This window comes from Intrasporangium flavum, from assembly GCF_001956915.1.
GTDB classification, from domain to species: domain Bacteria; phylum Actinomycetota; class Actinomycetes; order Actinomycetales; family Dermatophilaceae; genus Monashia; species Monashia flava.
This window is the reverse complement of sequence record NZ_MLJO01000028.1, coordinates 39,074-56,907: the sequence shown is the minus strand read 5'-3', so window position 1 is coordinate 56,907 and position 17,834 is coordinate 39,074. Positions and strand designations below refer to the sequence as shown.

12 protein-coding genes are annotated in these 17,834 nt (G+C 68.3%); 4 read left to right on the top strand and 8 right to left on the bottom strand.

What is annotated here, in order from left to right; genetic code table 11:
• Positions 1 to 103: 103 nt before the first annotated feature.
• The gene (locus BIV28_RS20150) at positions 104 to 937 is read right to left on the bottom strand and encodes a DUF4062 domain-containing protein (RefSeq protein WP_076264025.1); all 834 of its coding nucleotides are present in this window, start codon (positions 935 to 937) and stop codon (positions 104 to 106) included.
• A 255-nt stretch (positions 938 to 1,192) separates the two neighbouring features.
• Here BIV28_RS20150 and BIV28_RS20145 point away from each other — a divergent pair, with 255 nt between their 5' ends.
• The gene (locus BIV28_RS20145) at positions 1,193 to 1,801 is read left to right on the top strand and encodes a hypothetical protein (RefSeq protein WP_207556104.1); all 609 of its coding nucleotides are present in this window, start codon (positions 1,193 to 1,195) and stop codon (positions 1,799 to 1,801) included.
• A 163-nt stretch (positions 1,802 to 1,964) separates the two neighbouring features.
• On the opposite strand, the gene BIV28_RS20140 is transcribed toward BIV28_RS20145, so the two are convergent.
• The 7 genes from BIV28_RS20140 to BIV28_RS18605 form a co-directional block, all read right to left on the bottom strand.
• Positions 1,965 to 3,317, bottom strand: a complete 1,353-nt coding sequence (locus tag BIV28_RS20140; RefSeq protein WP_207556103.1) for an ApeA N-terminal domain 1-containing protein — start codon at positions 3,315 to 3,317, stop codon at positions 1,965 to 1,967.
• A gap of 787 nt (positions 3,318 to 4,104) precedes the next feature.
• The gene (locus BIV28_RS20135) at positions 4,105 to 4,869 is read right to left on the bottom strand and encodes an ImmA/IrrE family metallo-endopeptidase (protein WP_341350239.1); all 765 of its coding nucleotides are present in this window, start codon (positions 4,867 to 4,869) and stop codon (positions 4,105 to 4,107) included.
• Between the two features lie 217 nt (positions 4,870 to 5,086).
• Positions 5,087 to 5,419 carry a hypothetical protein gene (locus tag BIV28_RS18625; protein ID WP_076264024.1) on the bottom strand — a complete coding sequence of 111 codons (333 nt, stop codon included), beginning with the start codon at positions 5,417 to 5,419 and terminating at the stop codon, positions 5,087 to 5,089.
• On the bottom strand, positions 5,412 to 5,615 hold the full coding sequence (locus tag BIV28_RS18620) for a colicin E3/pyocin S6 family cytotoxin (RefSeq protein WP_207556101.1): 204 nt from the start codon (positions 5,613 to 5,615) through the stop codon (positions 5,412 to 5,414). Before BIV28_RS18620 ends, BIV28_RS18625 begins: the two co-directional genes overlap by 8 nt.
• A gap of 247 nt (positions 5,616 to 5,862) precedes the next feature.
• On the bottom strand, positions 5,863 to 8,190 hold the full coding sequence (locus tag BIV28_RS18615) for a beta-galactosidase (RefSeq protein WP_076264023.1): 2,328 nt from the start codon (positions 8,188 to 8,190) through the stop codon (positions 5,863 to 5,865).
• 34 nt (positions 8,191 to 8,224) lie between these two features.
• Positions 8,225 to 10,408, bottom strand: coding sequence for a glycoside hydrolase family 3 N-terminal domain-containing protein (locus BIV28_RS18610; protein ID WP_083707507.1), 2,184 nt, complete (start codon positions 10,406 to 10,408; stop codon positions 8,225 to 8,227).
• 1 nt (position 10,409) lies between these two features.
• A complete protein-coding gene (locus BIV28_RS18605) occupies positions 10,410 to 13,928 on the bottom strand; it encodes a GH36-type glycosyl hydrolase domain-containing protein (RefSeq protein ID WP_076264022.1) in 3,519 nt (1,172 codons plus the stop codon).
• 181 nt (positions 13,929 to 14,109) lie between these two features.
• On the opposite strand from BIV28_RS18605, the gene BIV28_RS18600 reads away from it, so the two are divergent.
• From BIV28_RS18600 to BIV28_RS18590, 3 genes are all read left to right on the top strand, one after another.
• Entirely contained in the window at positions 14,110 to 15,786 is a 1,677-nt protein-coding gene (locus tag BIV28_RS18600; protein WP_076264021.1) for an ABC transporter substrate-binding protein, read from the top strand.
• A gap of 84 nt (positions 15,787 to 15,870) precedes the next feature.
• Positions 15,871 to 16,860 carry an ABC transporter permease gene (locus BIV28_RS18595; RefSeq protein ID WP_076264020.1) on the top strand — a complete coding sequence of 330 codons (990 nt, stop codon included), beginning with the start codon at positions 15,871 to 15,873 and terminating at the stop codon, positions 16,858 to 16,860.
• Positions 16,857 to 17,831, top strand: a complete 975-nt coding sequence (locus BIV28_RS18590; protein WP_083707506.1) for an ABC transporter permease — start codon at positions 16,857 to 16,859, stop codon at positions 17,829 to 17,831. Before BIV28_RS18595 ends, BIV28_RS18590 begins: the two co-directional genes overlap by 4 nt.
• Positions 17,832 to 17,834: the final 3 nt, after the last annotated feature.

The window sequence follows — 17,834 nt, the reverse complement described above, 5'->3', positions numbered from 1 at the left end:
AACCGGGGCGTTGGGGTCGACTACTCGTCGTCCACACCATGCGTACCTTGCGCTGCTCCCGTGCGGGGCGGGCGACCTGTAACGGAAGACGGCAATCTAAGGACTAGCCGAGCAGGCTAACGGTTTGCTCTTGGTAGTAATCTTCGGCATCCTCCTCTCTCCATGACATGCGGACCCGAACAGCATTTGGCGTTCCAGAATGAGTCAGCAAGGGGTAAGGGTAATCCGAGTTTGGAATCAAGTCCGGCTTCGTTTCATCCCACATGTTGGGCACCACGCCGTCACCGATCGGTTCAAGTTTGAATGAAACCCCCATCGCAGTTGCATTCCCGTGATTGGCGATCCTCAAATAGCTGGTTGTGCTTGACGGCTCGAAGTGCGCGCGGAGTACAGCGTGCGGCGATCCTTGGCTGGGCGCTATGGCGACCCCAAGGCTGAGTGACGTTAGATCGTGCTCTATTGCGGCCTGCACCTGACTCTGCAAATCCTCATCAGTCGCAAATGAACCCGTTAAGCCATCCTTCTCCATTTCGGCCAAGAATGTGCGCAATTCCTCGACTTTTTTCGTGTCCACATCGACGGGCAGGGGGGCGGTCGACCGATACACGTGCACTGGCTTCCCAGCAGCATGTGTTCGCTCAATCTCTTCGGCCGTTCCCGACTTGGATCGGGGCGTCGGCTGACCTAAACGCGTGTGAAATATACCGATGACGATGTCCGCCTTGTCGACGAGCTGTGTGTTGAGTTGGCTTTGTCCGTCGCCACCCATAAGTGGAACGCCGTCAACCTCCCATCGACGCGGCAGCAGAACGACCCCCGCGCGCTCCGAGCGGACACCGTTCCACCGGTGCAGCGCGCGCTCCACGGCATCGCGATATGCACTCGTGTCGCCCGGTGACGCGATGAAGACGTTTAGAACGTGGGCGGGGAAGGACATGAAGCGAGGCTACTTTACGACGTAGATCAGCGGTGTCCTGACGATGGGGAGGCGCCGCTGGGCATGGGCGTGACCGTCACGCAACTAGGGGTCCAACCGCGCTGACGCCGCGACGTCGGGCGGTCGTGATGCGGTCGATCCGGGCTCCAGGGGCAACAAGTACATGAGTTTGGGACCTCATCGGGCCGCAACTGGGCCGAGTCGTCCGCTGGCGCTGCTGAAAGGGGCGAGGCCTCAACCGCTTAAGATGGCGCCATGCTCGAATGGGGGGACATCCCAACGTGGGTGGCAAGTATCGGAACAGTCGTAGCTGTCTCGCTTGCTCTCTACCAAGCCAGGGGCGCGCGCCGAGAAGCTGCAGAAGCACACAGGTTGGGGCTTGCGGCGTGGGAGCTATCTCGAGAAGAAAGCCATCGCCGCCGTCAGGAGCGCGCCGACTACGCGGCCCGTCAAGCGCGACAGATCGTCTCCTATGTAACCAACGGAAGCCCGACGGGCGTCGTGCACGTCACGAATACAAGTGACGAGCCAGTCGGCGCCCTAGTTGTGGAGGCCGCGTATCTCGATAATGTCTTCGCCCCGGCAAACTGGACATATGCACTGGGTCCGGGCGCCAGCGTTAACATTTTGAACGCGCGGCAGGCATTCCGGGTGCCGGTCGAGTTTCGGGATGGTCAGGGCGAGTTGCTACCACTGGAACAGACCCGCGGAGCAACAGTGGACATCTCCTTCGTGGACTCTAGAGGGATACGCTGGCGTCGCTGGGCGCTCGTGCAACCGCGCCATGCCTCCAATGCGGCCGTTCATCGCGAGCCAGCCTTCGAACCGCGTCGGCACAATTTTGGCTCTGCCAAGGATGACTGACGCGGTGCAGCTTCTCGCTCTCAACCCGTTTGCGGCGATGTGACACACACTCGACCGTTTCTGCGATCCAGCTGATGGGGCTTTCCTCAGCTCGCAGTGCTTGCATCGGGACCCAGGGGGCAGGATCAGTTAGACATGCAGATAATCGTGCAGCAAACAAGGGTCATGTCTTCAGGATCGCGCGCAGACGCTCGCCTCCACCCTCGAGCCTCCGATCGCTGAGGATCTTGCGGCTAGGTGCCTTGGTACGGGCTGAGCGGTCAAGCAGCGCGCCAAGCAGCAGGACCTGACCCGACCAAGAGAGCAGCTGTAACACTTCTGGGTCGCGCTGGAAGGCCGGGTCGTGTTTAACGCCGTTGTACGTCGTGAGAAACGTCTTGGCCCAGACTGAATGATCGCCCACGAGCGACTCGAATGGCTTGCCGACGTGTCGCGCAAGGGCTTCTGCGTGCGACGGGGCGCTAACCTTCTTCGCCCAAGTCGCTCCCGCCTTACGGTTAGCGTTGACGTAGTACTCGATGGCTGCGGCGACCTCCAAGAGGCGGGACGGCTGTCGGCCTCCGCCAACGCGGTAACCCGACGCAACAACGACCGTGACATCCGGGAATCGGTCGCGAAGCGACAACCACCTCCGAAACCCTTCGGGTCCACCGAGGTCCGCAAGCGTAAACAGGGGTACAGACTCCTTGGCTGTACTTGCCCTCGCGATGTGAGGCGGCTGAACCATCACCTCCTCCATCCACAAGTAGGAGTGCCCATGGTCCTGACAGCCATGGACGACAGCCCGTCCACCATCCGCGGGGACGAAGCGGTCGTAGGCAAGGTTTAGAAGATCCTGTAGGCCCAATAACAATGGTCGAAAGTCGCTGAAGGGACGGGGACGAGCGACAGACAGCCCGATCGTCAATCCAGAACTCAGCGTCCGCTTCGTAGACGTTCCAGAGGTAGCCCAGTCAGGGGCTAGGTTCACATTGAATGACCCGTGTGTCCCGCCGTTGAGAGGCGAGGAATTGGCACGCAGCGTGAACGTCGCCTCGGTCACCAAGTTAGACTCGGGATCCACCTTGTGACTCTCGTGAATGGCCGTAAGCTCTGCGAAACTGAGGCCCTCCTGAAACGTGAGAGAGGCCGACTGGACTCGGCTGCTCTTCGCTGCCCGGACCTCTACTCCCGTAATGAGCGCCCTAGCTCGGTAGCGCAAGATCGAAGCCTTCGAACCCCCGAATTGCGCATTGACTCCCGTACCCAGCACTTCTGGAACAAGCAGGCCCGTCTCCTCAGCCGCACCGAAGAGGGCCACCGCACGGGCTCTCGCGCCCATGCCAAACATTCCGCGCACGGAACGGTGCTCATCCAATGCCCGGACTTCGACGAGCGAATCCGCCGTCTGATGGATATACCCACGGATGAGTAGTGCGTCGCTAAGGTCCGCGGTGCCTTGGGCCTCTTGAGGCCAAAAGAATCCGATGTTACCGTCCAGCACTTTCGAACTCGGATCTGGCACTTGGCTCTCCATGTTTGGACGGTGTGTGCCGGATCGGATGAACCCGGGCTGGACCAAAATATCCACCACCCTGCTCCGGTTCCACCACTGGACGCCAGGTTTCTGCCGACATTCGCGAGTTCAGTTGCCGGAGACCACCGAGTCGGGCGAGTCGAGGGGTGTGCGCGGGTGACTCTCCCTGGCTAGGGCGTCGCGCCATACCATCGGTAAGCCGAAAAGGAGTGAGACTGCCACGAGGCGCCAGGGGCGCAAGTCCCATACATCGGCAAGGCGAGTGCCGACGCATCGGGCCGGCGTGGTTTGGCGAAGCGCCTCTACGAGTACCGCGGGTTCGATGCCATGGAACCCAGTTGGCCACTGGGATGGCACTTACCTCCGGCAGTTGAGCGACACCGCGGGACCTTGCTCGTTGCGCGACGCTCGACGCTCGACGGTAAGGACGTCAAATCCGAACTAATCTCGCAGTTCGTCTCGGGCCGGGCTCATCGCCCATTTGTTGACTGAAAAGAAGTGCGTGTCAGCAAGGCGGCCTACCTCGCGACGGTAAGACGTACTCGTCCACACCCGAAGCCGATGGTGCATGGATGAAGTCGATCTGGGTCCATGCGGAGGGGCTTAGAGGAACGTCGCACGGGGTATAGCATCCTGCATCGCCAGGCTGAAAGGACACTCCCATCGTTGGCGATTTGAGGCGCCGCGGCTACGGGCGCCGCGGTCCAGCCGATTCTTCCGCCGGTACCAACCGTTGAGGCGATCGCGTTCTACGCCATTAGGTCCATGGGGTAGCCGCTTCCCTCACCTAGAGGAGACCTAGCTTACGGGCGCGGTTCTCGACCGTTTTCAACACGTAAGCATCCCAATCAACGTGCGAACGAATCTCACGCTCTACGCCTGTCTTGAGGCGGTGTCTCGCTTGACGCAACAACGCATCTGGGGTGTCGAAGACGCCTTGGCTGAGCGCCGCGCCGAGCATACCCTGAGTACTGTAGAAGATGCCGTCTCGCTCTTCGGTGGTCTTGGCTGGATAGACGTCAAATAGTATCGATTTAATAATCTCACTCGGTTTACGAGGATCCTGGGATGGGGCAAACACCTCGGCATCGGTCAACTGGAACCACTGGACGTCGCGCCCTCCAACCGTGAATGTCCCCTCATCGACAGCGCTACGTTGCGCCTCCCCTAAAGAAACGCTGCGAGTGCCAGGGGTGCGCAAGACATCCAACTGGCTCGAATCCGTGAAGTTTCCGCCGAAAATGAAGCCTGAGCGCAGGATCTGGGTGAGACGGAGAGTCGTTGCCCATGCAGAAGCTTCAAATCTGTCCAGGTTATCCAAAAATGCCTGGAGACTCACACCGCTCGCTGCGCGCGCCAACTCAGAGTATGGGAGGAGTAGCCGTCCCGCGAAATTCCTTGCCTCGTTTTCCTGCGTGCGCACATAGTTATCTTCGAGGCTGTCGGAGACATCCGAAGTGCATGACTCAGGGCCGTAGCCGACATGCCACGGAATGACGATATGGGCAAGCTCGTGGGCGAACGTCATGCGGACACGGCGCGCATAATTCACGGGGCGATTGCGAATTAGGACTCGCGAGGGTACTCCATTATGCCAAATCAGTAGCGCGTCCACGCCGAAGGGCCAGTCAACCACATCGACGTCTATCCGATCGCGCACCAGTCGTTCGACGTCGACGGGGATACTTCCGCCCTCAAACAAGCGGTCTGCGATCCTATCAATTGGTTCGTCCGGTGGCGGAGCGAGCCACTCAGCGGCCTCAGGCGGACTACTCAAGGACACCTTGATCCACTAAGTAGGCGACCAATTCGCTGAGTTCTCGAGAATCACCGGCCCTGGCAGCAAGGGCGAGCTGCCCGGCTGACTGCTCGAAGGCGTCCAGAGGTTGGTTGTGTCGACGGGCGGCCGCCACATATCGGAGTCGCGTCTCATCCAGCGCGACGAAGCGGTACTCGTCCCACGTCAAGCCGAGAAACTCGTACACCTCCGGGACGGCTTGCCCTTCGGGAAAGTCTGCCCTGTGCCATGCCTCAACGTAGGCGCGGAAGTCATCCATCGTGGCACTCCCGGCGAGGAGCGCGTCTATGTACGTCTCAGACATCGATCGTCCTTCCTCGCTCCGGTGCCTTGATCATGACACCAGTGTAGATGTCGAGTACGCCAATATGGACGCCCGTCCTAGCGTCGTAGGCCTCAATTTCGCCGCCGTGCTTTGGGTCGTACTCGTAGAGGGTCTTGCCGCGGACATCGGTCCAGCGCGCCGAGCCGTTGCGCTTGAGTCTGACCAAGGTGTCCAAGAAGGAAGGGCGTGGGCGCGGCGTGTAGTCAGGCGGTCCCCCTGGCAAAGCGCGCACTCCTACTCCTCGACGAACGTCTGGTTGAGATGTTAGTCGGCGCCGTGTCGCTCAGGCCTACCAGGGGCACTGACCCAGGCACCCTGGGCGTAGTGGGCTACGACGTCGAGGCATAGGTTCGGAGACGGAGAACGGCCGGGATGCGACTGCACGTCGCATCCCGGCCGTCCTTCGAACCGTCGCCGAGGCGTCAGGCGAGCACGTGCTCCCCCGGCGCGAGCCGGACGTGCTCACCGTCGACGACGACGGTCGTTCCCGCGTCGGGGTCGACGCCGGGACGGAAGGTGATCGCGCCGTCGGAGCCGACGCCGGCGACCTCGGCCGAGGCCCAGTCGAGGCGACGTCCGCCGACCGAGAGCCCGAGCGGCAGGATGTGGCCGCTGCGCGCCGGCAGCACCAGCTCCACCCCCGAGGCGATGGCCGTGCCGTCGAGCCCGACCGTCACGCGCGCCGGCGAGCCCGACGTGTTGATGAGGTGCAGCGTCCGCTCGCCGTCAGAAGAGCTCATCGTCGTGGCGAAAACGCCGGGCCACTCGGTCTCCAGCCGCAGCCCCGGCCGAACCCCGAGAGCAGCCAGCGCCCGCCCGAAGAACGCCGGGTCCGACGGCAGCTGCGCCGCCAGGAGGATGCACCGCCCGTCACCCACCGGCACGTCCACACCACAGACGTCACCGTCGACGTCGGTCAGTACGACGTCCCCGCGCGAGTGCGAGAGCGGCTGCACCCACCCGGCCCGCATCTCCGGCCACGGCGCCGCCCACCCGTGCGCGACGAGCGACGGGTAGTAGTGCTCGAAGTCGCGCCGCACCACGGCGCCCGTCACGCCGAGCGCGTCGGCCAGCACCGTGCACGGGGTGCCGTCGAGGTCACGCTCCGGCACGCGTCCGAGCAGCACGACGTTCCCGCCGGCGGACAGGTGCGCCACGAGCCGCGACTGCACCCGCTCCGACAGGTACCGCCCGGAACCGACGACGACCGTCGACCCCGCGGCCGGCTCCGACGCCTCCAGCCAGGTCGCGCCGAACCGGAAGCCGGCCAGCAGCAGTGACCGCGCCAACGCCTTGCGCTCGCCCGCCCCGCGGAACGACGTGAGGTCGTTGACGACATCGGTCATGAGCGCGGAGCCGGGGTGGTGGTACTCGGTCATGTACGCGTCGAGCACCAGCCCGAGCGACACGTCGTCGTGGTCCTCGGTCATCCGCGCCAGCCACGGCTCGTTCGCCTTCACGGCGTGGATGCCCGCCGCGGTCGCCGAGTAGGCGTATCCCTTCTGCCCTTCAGGGCCGACCGGCGCCGCCGTGCCGTGCCGCTCGCCGGTGAAGGAGACGCGCTCGTTGCCGTCACCGAGCTTCTCGTCCATGGGCGGGTTGATGCCGCCGGCGAAGAGGTAGTAGTTGATGAGCTTGTTGCCCTGGGCGAGGCACAGGCGCGTCTTGAGGTCGGCCGTCGACGGGTCGTACTGCATCTCCGCGCCTGCGCCGTAGTCGCCCGACCCGGCCTCGAACTCCAGCGACGTCAGCGGCTGGTCCTCGTCGTGCACCGCGGCCATGTAGGCGTTGATGACGTAGAGGTCGGTCATCGTGTTGAGCGTCGCCTCGCCGAGGTAGTGGTCCGAGCCCGAGACCATCCCCGGGATGCCCGAGTAGGTGTCGACGAGCTGGCTGATGCCGATGGGGAACGGCGCGCCGTTGCCGCCCTCCGTGCCGTGGATGTTGACGAGGAACGGCACGTCGCGCACGGCCCGCTCCTCGCACATCGCGCGCAGCGTCGCGACGTACTCGCCGAACCGACGCCGCATGAACAGCCCCAGGTCGAGGCGCAAAGCCCCCGCGTCGGCCTCCGAGGGTGAGCGCACGAGCGAGGCCCAGTCGTCCGACCCCGGCGCGGCCGAGTACGGCGACGCGTCGCCGTGACGGTCGCGCACGAACGCGCCGAACGCGTCGACGAGCCCGTCGGTGAGGTCGGGCGTGTTCGTCACCCACGCAAGCATCCCGACCTCGTTGTCGAGCTGCACGCCGACGACGTTGCCGCCGACCGGCTCGAGCCGCGGCGCGAGCACCGGCATGATCGCGTCGTACCAGCGGCCGGTCTCCTTGAGGAACGCCGGCGCGAGGTAGTCGACCGTGCGCGACGTCGTCGGCACGCCGTCCCAGCCCGATGGCACGACCTCCGGGTGGTCGCGGTAGACGCTGTAGGGCAGGCCCTCGTTCTTCAGCTCGGCCATGATGAACGGCCCCGGCCGGGCGAGGAACCGCAGCCCCTTCTCGGCCGCGAGGTCGATGAACGCGGCGACGTCACGCTCCGGACGCGTCCGGCCCTCGACGTCGATCGACCCGTCGGGCAGCTCGTGGACGATCCACGGGATGTACGAGGCGACGGTGTCGCAGCCGGCCTCGACGAGCAGGTCGAGCCGCTGACCCCACTCCCCGCGGGCCACCCGGAAGTAGTGCACCTCCCCCGCCATGACGATGCGGGGCTGCCCACCGATGAGCAGCTGTCGGTCCTTCGTCTGGATCATGGTCCTTCTCAGGTGGTCTGGGTGGGGGAGAGGGCTAGGCGGTCTGGATCGTCAGGGTCACCGACTGCAGTGACGCGGCGTCGGGCCCGGTGAGCAGCTCGATGGCGCCGTCGTCGACGCGCGCGGCGAGGTCGCGCCCGTAGTAGGCGAACTGCTCGGCGCGCACGTCGAAGAGCACGTCGCGGGCCGCGCCCGGCTCGAGCTCGACGACGGCCCAGTCGCTCAGCTCGACGAGCGGACGCGTCACCTGGGCGACCGGGTCGCGGAAGTACAGCTGGACGACCTCGCGGCACGGCCGGTCACCGGTGTTGGTCACCGTCACCGACAGGGCCACCGAGTCATCGCCCACGAGCGTCGCGTCGGACAGCTTCGGCTCGCCGTACTCGACTGTCGTGTAGGAGAGTCCGCGCCCGAACGGCAGACGCGGGTAGGTGAGCGCGTCGATGTAGCGGCCCTCCTTGCGGTCGACGTCGGCGCGGATGAGCCGGCCGGTCGGGCGCTGGTGGGTGCTCGTCGGGATGTGCCCGGTCGAGAGCGGGAACGTCATGGGCAGCCGGCCGTACGGCTCGACGTCACCGAGGAGCACGTCGGCCAGGGCCGGCCCGGCCTCGATGCCCGGGTGCCACACGACGACGACGGCGTCGGCGAGGTCGAGCACCTCCGACAGGTCGAGCGGACGGCCCGTGTAGACGACGGCCACGAGCGGCTTGCCGTACGCGGCCACCGCCCGCACCAGCTCCAGCTGCCCCGGCGGCAGGCCGATGTCGACGACCGACTGCGCCTCGCCCGAACGGGACCGGTGCTCACCGAGCAGCAGCACCGACGTGTCGGCAGCCCGCGCCTGCATGAGCGTGACGTCGGGGAAGCGTCCGTCGGCGACGGTGACCCGGTGCCCGAGCCGCTCGCGCAGCGCGTCGCCCGGGGTGGCGACCTCCTCGCCGCGACCGTCGAGCACCCACGTGCCGAGCAGCGCGTCGCCGTCGTCGACGAACGGCCCCGACAGCAGGACGCGTCCGGCGTCCTCACCGAGCGGCAGCACGCCGTCGTTCTTGACGAGCACGTGCGACGCGTGGGCCGCACGCCGCGCGACCGAACGCGTCTGCGGCGTCGGGGCATTCGAGGCTCCCTCGCGCGTCGCGTACGGGTGCTCGAAGAGGCCGAGGCGGAACTTCAGGCGCAGGACGCGGCGCACCGCATCGTCGACGAGCGCGACGTCCACCTCGCCCGACTCGACGAGCTCCTCGAGGTGGTCGAGGTAGGAGGCGCTGACCATGTCGAGGTCGACGCCCGCGTGGATCGCGAGCTTGGCCGCCTCGCGCCGGTCGGCCGCAACGCCCTGGAAGACGATCTGCCCGATGCCGTTCCAGTCGGCCACGACGACGCCGTCGAAGCCCCACTCGTCCTTGAGCACCTCGCGGATGAGCCGCTCGTGGGCGTGCATCGGGGTGCCGTCGACGTCGTTGAACGACGCCATGACCGTGGTGACACCGGCGTCGACCGCGTCCTTGAACGGGCGCAGGTGCAGGTTGCGCAGGGTGTTCTCCCCGACGCTGACCGTGTCGTAGTCGCGGCCACCAGCGGCGAGGCCGTAGCCGACGAAGTGCTTGGCGCACGAGGCGAGCCGGTCACGGTCGCTCGGGTCGGGCCCCTGGAAGCCGCGCACCAGCGCAGCCGCCAGCCGGCCCGAGAGCACCGGCGTCTCGCCGAGCGACTCGGCCACCCGGCCCCACCGCGGCTCCTCCGAGATGTCGACCATCGGCGTGAACGTCCACGCCACACCGTCGACCGCCGCCTCGCGGGCCGCGATCGCCGCCGCCTCCTCGAGCAGCTCGGGGTCGAAGGAGGCCGCCAGCCCGAGCGGGATCGGGAACACGGTGCGGTGGCCGTGGATGACGTCGCGGCCGAAGAGGATCGGGATGCCGAGGCGGCTGCCCTCGACGGCGTGCCGCTGCGCCGCGTCGATGTTGCCGACGAGGACGCCCTCGTCGCGCTCGTTGCCGGCGGTGGCGCCCGACGCGTAGAGGCTCGAGCTGATGCGGCCCGCGCGGATCTGCTCGGCGTCGTCGTCGGGATGGATGTTGGCGACCTGGTGGGTCTGGGCGACCTTCTCGGCCAGGGTCATCGCGGCCATGAGGTGGTCGACGCGCTGCTCGACGGGCAGGCTCGCGTCGAGCCACGGTCGCGCGTCGGTGTCGGGGCGGCCGGTGTGGCTGGTCATGTCAGTAGGTCTCCACGGAGATCTCGAGGGTGGGGGTCCTGGACGCGTCGGATGCGTCGGATGCCGCAGCCGCGAAGGACGCGTCGAGCGCGTCGAACGCGATGGCGGCCGAAGGGCCGTCGGGCGTCGGGACGAGGTCGGTGAGCGCGACGGCCACGCCGGCGCGTCGGTAGGGGTTGGTGAGGAGTCGGGTGTCGAGCTCGCGACCACCGACGGTGACGCGTCGGACGCCGTGGCCCTCCTCGCCCGCGGTGAGCGTCAGCCGGACGCGGTGCCCGGCGAGCGGGACGGTCGCGACGAGCTCGCCCGAGCCCGGCGGCAGCACCGGGTCGAGCTCGACGTCGGCGCCGCGCCGGCGCACGCCGAGCAGCACCTCGGTGACGAGCCGCAGCACGAGGCCGGGGCCGGAGGAGTAGACGCGCCAGCCGCCCTCGAGGGGAACCTCGCCGGCCATGAGCGCGGCGTAGCGGTCTTGGGCGTCGTAGCGGTCGGTGAAGGCGCCGTCGGACGAGGAGTAGTAGCAGCTACTCTGGCGCGGGCGGGCTTGCGGCACCAGCGAATCCAGGCCGACCGGGCTCGCCTTGGCCAGCGCCTCGAGCAGCGCCGCACCATCGCCGACGCGGGCCAGCGCCTCGGCGTAGCGCAGGTGCGCGTGCATGTACATGAGGCCGATCTCGCGGCCCCAGAACGTGCTCGCCTCGGCCCGCTGGAACACGCTCATCGGGCCGCCGGCGTAGCGCACCGGCCGGTCGAAGAGGCGCGCGCCGTCAGGGCCGAGCAGGTGCTCGCCGATGAGGTCGAGGTGGTGGCGGGCCTGCTCGGGCGTCAGCAGCTCGGCGCTGATGGCGTGGATCCACGGCAGGATGCCGTACCGCAGGCCGGTCATCGTGTCGGCGGGGTGCACGAGCGGCTCGAAGCCGCCGGCGTCCTGCTGGAGCAGGTAGCCGGGCAGCACCGGGTCGGCGTCGAGCTGGTCGGACAGCGCCGCGTGCGTCGCGTCGGCCAAGGCGTCGCACTCCTCGGCCAGGCGCCTCGTCGAGCCGGCCCCACCGGCCGCGCGCAGCCCCTCGGCGAGGGTGCGCAGCGCCTGGGTCTGCAGCACGGCCGTCCACGTCGACACCATCTTCGCGGCGAGGCGCGGGTCGGCCGGCTGGAGCGAGTCGTTCCAGTCGCCGTGGCCGTAGGCCGGCAGCGGGCTGCCCGGCACGGTGGACTCGGCGATCCGGCGCACCGCGGCGGCGAGGTGCTCGGAGACGGGCAGCGGTGCGGCGAGGGCGTCGTCGCCGACGAACGGCACGAGCTCGTCGAGCAGCGACGCGTCGCCGGTGGTGCGCAGGTAGTCGCCGGCCGCGAGCACCGGCCAGAACACGACGTCGCCGTGCGAGTCCTGCTGGCCCGACTCGGGCAGCGGCGGCAGGAACTCGAAGGCCTGCGGCCAGTCGCCCCGCTCGTTCTGCGCGCGGAACACCCTGAGCAGCACGTCGCGCACCGCGTCCTGCCGGTCGAGCGCGGTGAGCAGCCCGACCGGGCCCTGGCACACGTCGCGGGTGCCCCACGCGCCGCCGGAGAACTGCTCGAGCCCGCGCGGGGAGAGGTAGTGGACGAACGCGTCGTGGGTGAACCACGGGAGCGAGGCGGCGAGGTTGCCCACCTGCGTCGCCGTCGTGGCGTCGGGGTCGGTGCCGAGGCTGACGGCGTGGGCCGTCGCGTCCCAGAAGCCGGCGCCGAGCGGCGCGTCGGAGGGGCGCACCTCGTCCACCTCGTCGGGCGCGTCACCGGCGGTGATCGTCACGTCGACGGCGGCCGCCGGCTCGAGCAGCACGGTGAGCCAGCCCTCGCTGCGGGTGCGACCGTCGGACTGCAGGCGGGCGTCGCCGGCCTCGGCGTCGCCGCGCCCGGTCCACGACACGTGCCACGCGCGGGGCGAGCCGGCCGGCGTCAGCTCGGCGCGGCCGTCGTGCAGGGTGATCTCGGGGGCGTCGGTGAGGTCGTCGGCCACCTGGACGGCGAGGAGGAGGCGGCGGGGAGCGCCGCCGGCCGGACCGCCCGACTGCTCGACGGTGAGGCCGAGGCGGTGCTCGTCGGCGGGTGCGGTCGAGGTGACGGCGATGCGCCGGCCCGACGCGTCGGCGTACCACCACGTGGCGTGGTCGAGGCCGACCTTCCACGCGCTCGGCGTCTCGAGCAGCTGCCAGCCGCCGACGCCGTCGTCGGCGAACAGGCGCACGCCGCTGGCGCGGAGCAGGCCGAGGTAGGTGCGCCGGCCGGTGACGGCGGTCTGCCGCCCGGCGTGGCCGCGGGTCAGCTGCGAGTGGAAGGTGCCGGCCATCCACACCGTCGAGGTGAGGGTGCGGGTGTCGGGCGTCAGGGCGTCGCCGGTGCGCAGCAGCTGGCCGTGCGGGCGCAGCACCGCGAGGTCCTTGGCGGCCGTGACGAGCTGGCCGTCGGGCAGCTGCCACGCCACCTCGGTGCCGTCGATCGTCTCGACGTGGCGGCGGCCGGCGGTCAGCCCGAGGGCGTCGAGCTCGTCGGCCGCGAGCGGGCGGGACGGGAAGCCGGGGGCGCTGGTCCACAGCGTCGAGTGGGCGGGCGTCCCGCCGTCGGTGGCGCCGCCCGACGCGTGGGCGTCGGTGCCGGAGGCGGTGGCGTCCGGGCCGTCGGCGAGGGCGACGCGCGCCCACTCGGCGTCGGCGTCGGAGGTGGCCTCGGGGTGGTCCTCGATGGCGATGCCCCAGAAGCCGGTCGTGTGCGAGGCGCCGGGCGCCAGGTGCACGGCCTCGTCCTGGAGGGCGGCGAGGGTGTGCTCGTGCTGGTGGCGCTCGGCCGGCAGCTCGGGTGCGTCGAGGCCCGGCCAGCGGACGCCGTCGGCGCGGCGCTCGACGAGCTGGAGCGCGTCGGTGGCCCAGCCGGTGCCGCGGCCCGTCGTGCCGACGAGCAGCCACGGCACGCGCGGGCCGGGCATGTTCTGCCGCACCGCGAGGGCGGTGCCGTGCCCCTCGACCGACACCGGCGAGACGTCGAGGTACTGCGCGACGTAGTACTCGTTGGTGCGCACGGCGCCGAGCGGGGCCAGGGCGGGGTCGTGGGTCAGCACGGCGTCGACGCGGACCGCGGCGTCGGTCGTGTTGCGGGTCGTCAGGCGCCAGTGCCAGCTCGGGTGCTCGCGGCCCAGCGTCAGCGTCAGCCGGTAGGCGACGCCCTCGTGAACGCCCTCGACGACCGTGCGGTCGGTGGCGTCCGTGCCGTCGGCGCCGAGCGAGACGGTGCGGGAGCCGGCGTCCGGGCCGGCCGCGTCGGGGCCGAGCAGGGGCAGGCGGCTCACGCCGTCCGGGCGGTGGACCCGGAGGTGGACGTTGGCCAGGCCCGCTTCGGAGACGCTCGCCGGGTGCAGCAGCAGGCTCAGCCCGAAGGCCTCGAGGCGGCGCAACGCACCGTTGTCGAGCACCTCGGCGGTGAGACCGGCGGCACTGGTGAGGGTACGGGCCGGGAGGGCGGAGAGGACGGCGTTGTCGTCGAGCACGGATCTTTCGTACCACCAGCGTCTCTCGGACCTCCACCCCCAATTGCCTTGAAAACAAATGAAAGTCAGCGTGAGCACGCGGAAGTGCATGAAAGTAGTTACATGCGTCCAAAGCGTTGACATCCGTCGCGGGCCGCCTCAATTCTCAGAGGAATTCCCGCCCCCCTGACGGAGGTCCGCAATGACGCGAACTCGAACCAAGACCACGTTCATCCTGGCCGGCCTCACGGCCAGCCTCGCCCTGACCGCCTGCACCGGCAGCAAGAACGCATCGGGCGGAGGTGACAGCGCCGACGGCATGATCGCCCAGCTGACGTTCCCGGCAGACGTCGACGCGTCGGTCGGCGGCCTCGTCAACTACAACCCGTACTCGCCGAAGCCGCTGACGACGACGTGGCTCTACGAGCCGCTCATCGTGCGCAACAACCTCACGTGCGAGGAAACCCCCTGGCTCGCAACGAAGTCCACGTGGGAGGGCGCCAACAAGCTGACGCTCGACATCCGTGACGGCGTCAAGTGGAGCGACGGCCAGGCGTTCTCGGCCAAGGACGTCGCGTTCACCTTCAACCTCATGAAGCAGTACCCGGGCCTCGACACGTCCGGCGTGTGGAACGACACCTTCGGCGCCCCCGCCACCTCCGTCACCGCCGAGGGCAACAAGGTCGTCTTCACCTTCTCCGGCAACGCCGCCGCGAAGTACGACGGCATCATCTCCACGAAGATCCTGCCCGAGCACGTCTACTCCAAGGTCGGCGACCCGACGAAGTACGTCGACAAGGCGCCCGTCTCCACCGGCCCCTACAAGGTCGGCACGTACAACGGCCGCCGCCTGGTGCTCGAGCGCCGCGCCGACTACTGGCAGGCCGACAAGGTCAAGGTCAAGAAGATCGTCCTCGAGGGCACCTACGACGCCGCCCAGGCCGCACTCAAGCTGCGCTCGGGCCAGCTCGACGCCTACTGGGGCGAGGTCCCCAACCCGCAGAAGACGCTCGTCGACGCCGACCCGAAGAACAACCACTTCTACTACGCGCCCAACGGCATGACGGTGCTCACCGGCAACGACCAGAAGCCGCCGTTCAACGACCCGAAGTTCCGCGAGGCGATCAGCTACGCGATGGACAAGCAGTCGATGTCGACCAAGGCGACGTACGGGATCATGAAGCCCGCGAGCCAGTCCGGCCTCAAGCTGCCCTCGATGCAGAACCTGCTGCCGGCCAAGTACGCCGGCGAGGACACGGTGCTGCCCTACGACGTCGCCAAGGCCGGCCAGATGCTCGACGCCGCCGGCTACAAGAAGGGCCCCGACGGCAAACGCACCAACCCCGACGGCACGCCGCTGTCGGTCAACTTCTCGGTGCAGGCCGGGTTCATCGACTACCAGGCCATCGCCGACGTCGTCGTCAAGGGACTCAACGACGCGGGCATCGACGCCAAGGTGACCGCCTCGGCCCCCGACTCGGTCGACGGCCAGAAGAAGTCGGGCGACTTCCAGCTGATGCTCGAGTACCTGCACGGTGGCTGCGAGCTGGCCAAGAACATCGGCGCCAAGCTGTCGAGCAAGCAGTTCCCGACGGCGAAGGACATCTTCCCCAACGTCGGACGCTTCAGCGACCCGTCCATCGACGCGGCGATCTCCAAGCTGGCCGGCTCCACCGACAAGGAGCAGCAGAAGGAGAACCTCGCTCCGCTCGTCGACGCGATGATGACGCAGTACCCGGTGACGCCGCTCATCTACGCCCCGGCGCGCATCCTCTACCGCACCGACCACGCCGTCGGCTGGCCGAGCGAGCAGGACCCGTACGCCAACCCGTCCGACGACAAGCTGCTCGTGCTGACGCACCTCACCGCACCCAAGTGACCGAAGCGACCCTTCGGTGACCCCTGAAGAGGCTCGGCGCCGCGGCCACCGCCGCGGCGCCGGGCCCGACGGAAGGCCATCCCGATGAAGTACTTCCTCCGGAAGCTCGGGTTCTTCCTCGCGACGCTGTGGGCAGTCGTCACGCTGAACTTCCTCATCCCACGGCTCCAGCCGGGAGACCCCGCGGAGATCATGGTCAAGCGCCTGGCCGGCAAGGACACGGCGCTCGACCCCGCCCAGGTCAAGGCCATGCGCGCCATGCTCGGCGCGCCCGACGGCTCGCTGTGGAGCCAGTACACGCAGTACCTCGGCGAGCTCGTCCACGGCAACTTCGGCCTCAGCTACACCTACTACCCGTACAAGGTCACCGAGGTCATCGGCCAGGCCCTGTGGTGGACGGTCATCCTCGTCGTCGTGACGCAGGTGCTGAGCTTCGCGATCGGCGTCGTGCTCGGCGCGTACGCGGCCTGGCGGCGCAACTCGCGCCTCGACAGCGTCGTCACGCTCGGGTCGACGTTCCTCGGCACCCTCCAGCCGTTCTGGATCGCCCTGCTGCTGCTCTACGTCTTCGGCTACAGCCTCGGCTGGTTCCCGACGTCGGGCGGTTACGAGGAGTCGACGCCGGGCTGGAACTTCGCCTTCGTCCAGGAGGCCGTGAGCCACTCGTTCCTGCCGGCCGTCGCGCTGCTCGTCGTGACGCCGATCGGCTGGATCCTCGGCATGCGCAACACGATGATCATGAACCTCGGCGAGGACTACATCCGGCTGGCCAAGGCCAAGGGCCTGCCCGACCGCACCGTCGCCCTCAAGTACGCGGCGCGAAACGCCTTGCTGCCCAGCGTGACCGGCTTCGCCCTCGCGCTCGGCGGTGTGCTCGGCGGCGCCATCCTCGTCGAGCAGGCCTTCGACTACCCCGGCCTCGGCCGGCTCATGGGTGAGGCCGTCGAGATGAAGGACTACCCGTTGCTCCAGACGCTGATGCTGCTCACGACGGTCGGGGTGCTCCTCGCGAACCTCGTCGCGGACCTGCTCTACGGCGTCCTCGACCCGCGAGCCAGGAGGGCCCAGTCATGAGCACCTCGAACCCCACGCCCGGCCTGCCGTCGTCCGGCGGCTCGGCCCCCGGCGGCGTCATCGAGGCCGGCGACCCGACGCAGGAGCTCGCCGTCCACGAGGTCGAGCAGGTCTCCGACGCGGCGCGTCCCGACCGCTGGTGGGAGGTCGTCTGGGCGAGCAAGAAGGCGCGCGTCGGCGTCGTCATCGTCGCGGTCTACATCATCGTCGGGGTCTTCGCCCCGCTCATCGCGCCGCACGACCCGCTCGACGGCTCGTTCGAGCCCCTCGCCGGCCCGAGCGGCACCAACTGGCTCGGCACGACGACGAGCGGGCAGGACATCGCGAGCCAGCTCATCTACGGCACGCGGATCTCCCTGCTCGTCGGCCTCTTCGCCGGCCTGCTGTCCACCGCCATCGCCCTCGTCGTCGGCATGATCTCGGGCTACACCGAGGGCACCGTCATCGACGACGTCCTGTCGTTCCTGACGAACGTCGCCCTCGTCATCCCGGCGCTGCCGCTCATCATCACGCTCGTCGCCTACTCGCAGGCGCGCGGCGTCTGGCTCATCGTCGGCGTCATCTCGATCACCTCGTGGGCCGGCGCCGCCCGCGCCAAGCGCGCCCAGATCATCACGCTGCGCAACCGCGACTTCGTCACCGCCGCGAAGTTCTCCGGCGAGAGCACGTGGCGCATCGTGTTCCGGGAGATCATGCCGAACATGACCTCGCTCGTCGCGGCGAGCTTCGTCGGCGCGGCGACCGGCGCGATCGGCGCGGAGGCTGGCCTCGCGGCCCTCGGCCTCGGCGACAGCCGCAGCGTCTCGTGGGGCACGATGCTCTACCAGGCCAACGCCCAGAGCGCCATCGCGCAGGGCCTGTGGCTGTGGGTCTTCGTGCCCGGCCTCGTGCTCGCGGTCCTCATGACCGGCATGGCGTTCATCAACTTCGGTGTCGACCTGCTGTCCAACCCGCACCTGCGAGAGGACTGACCC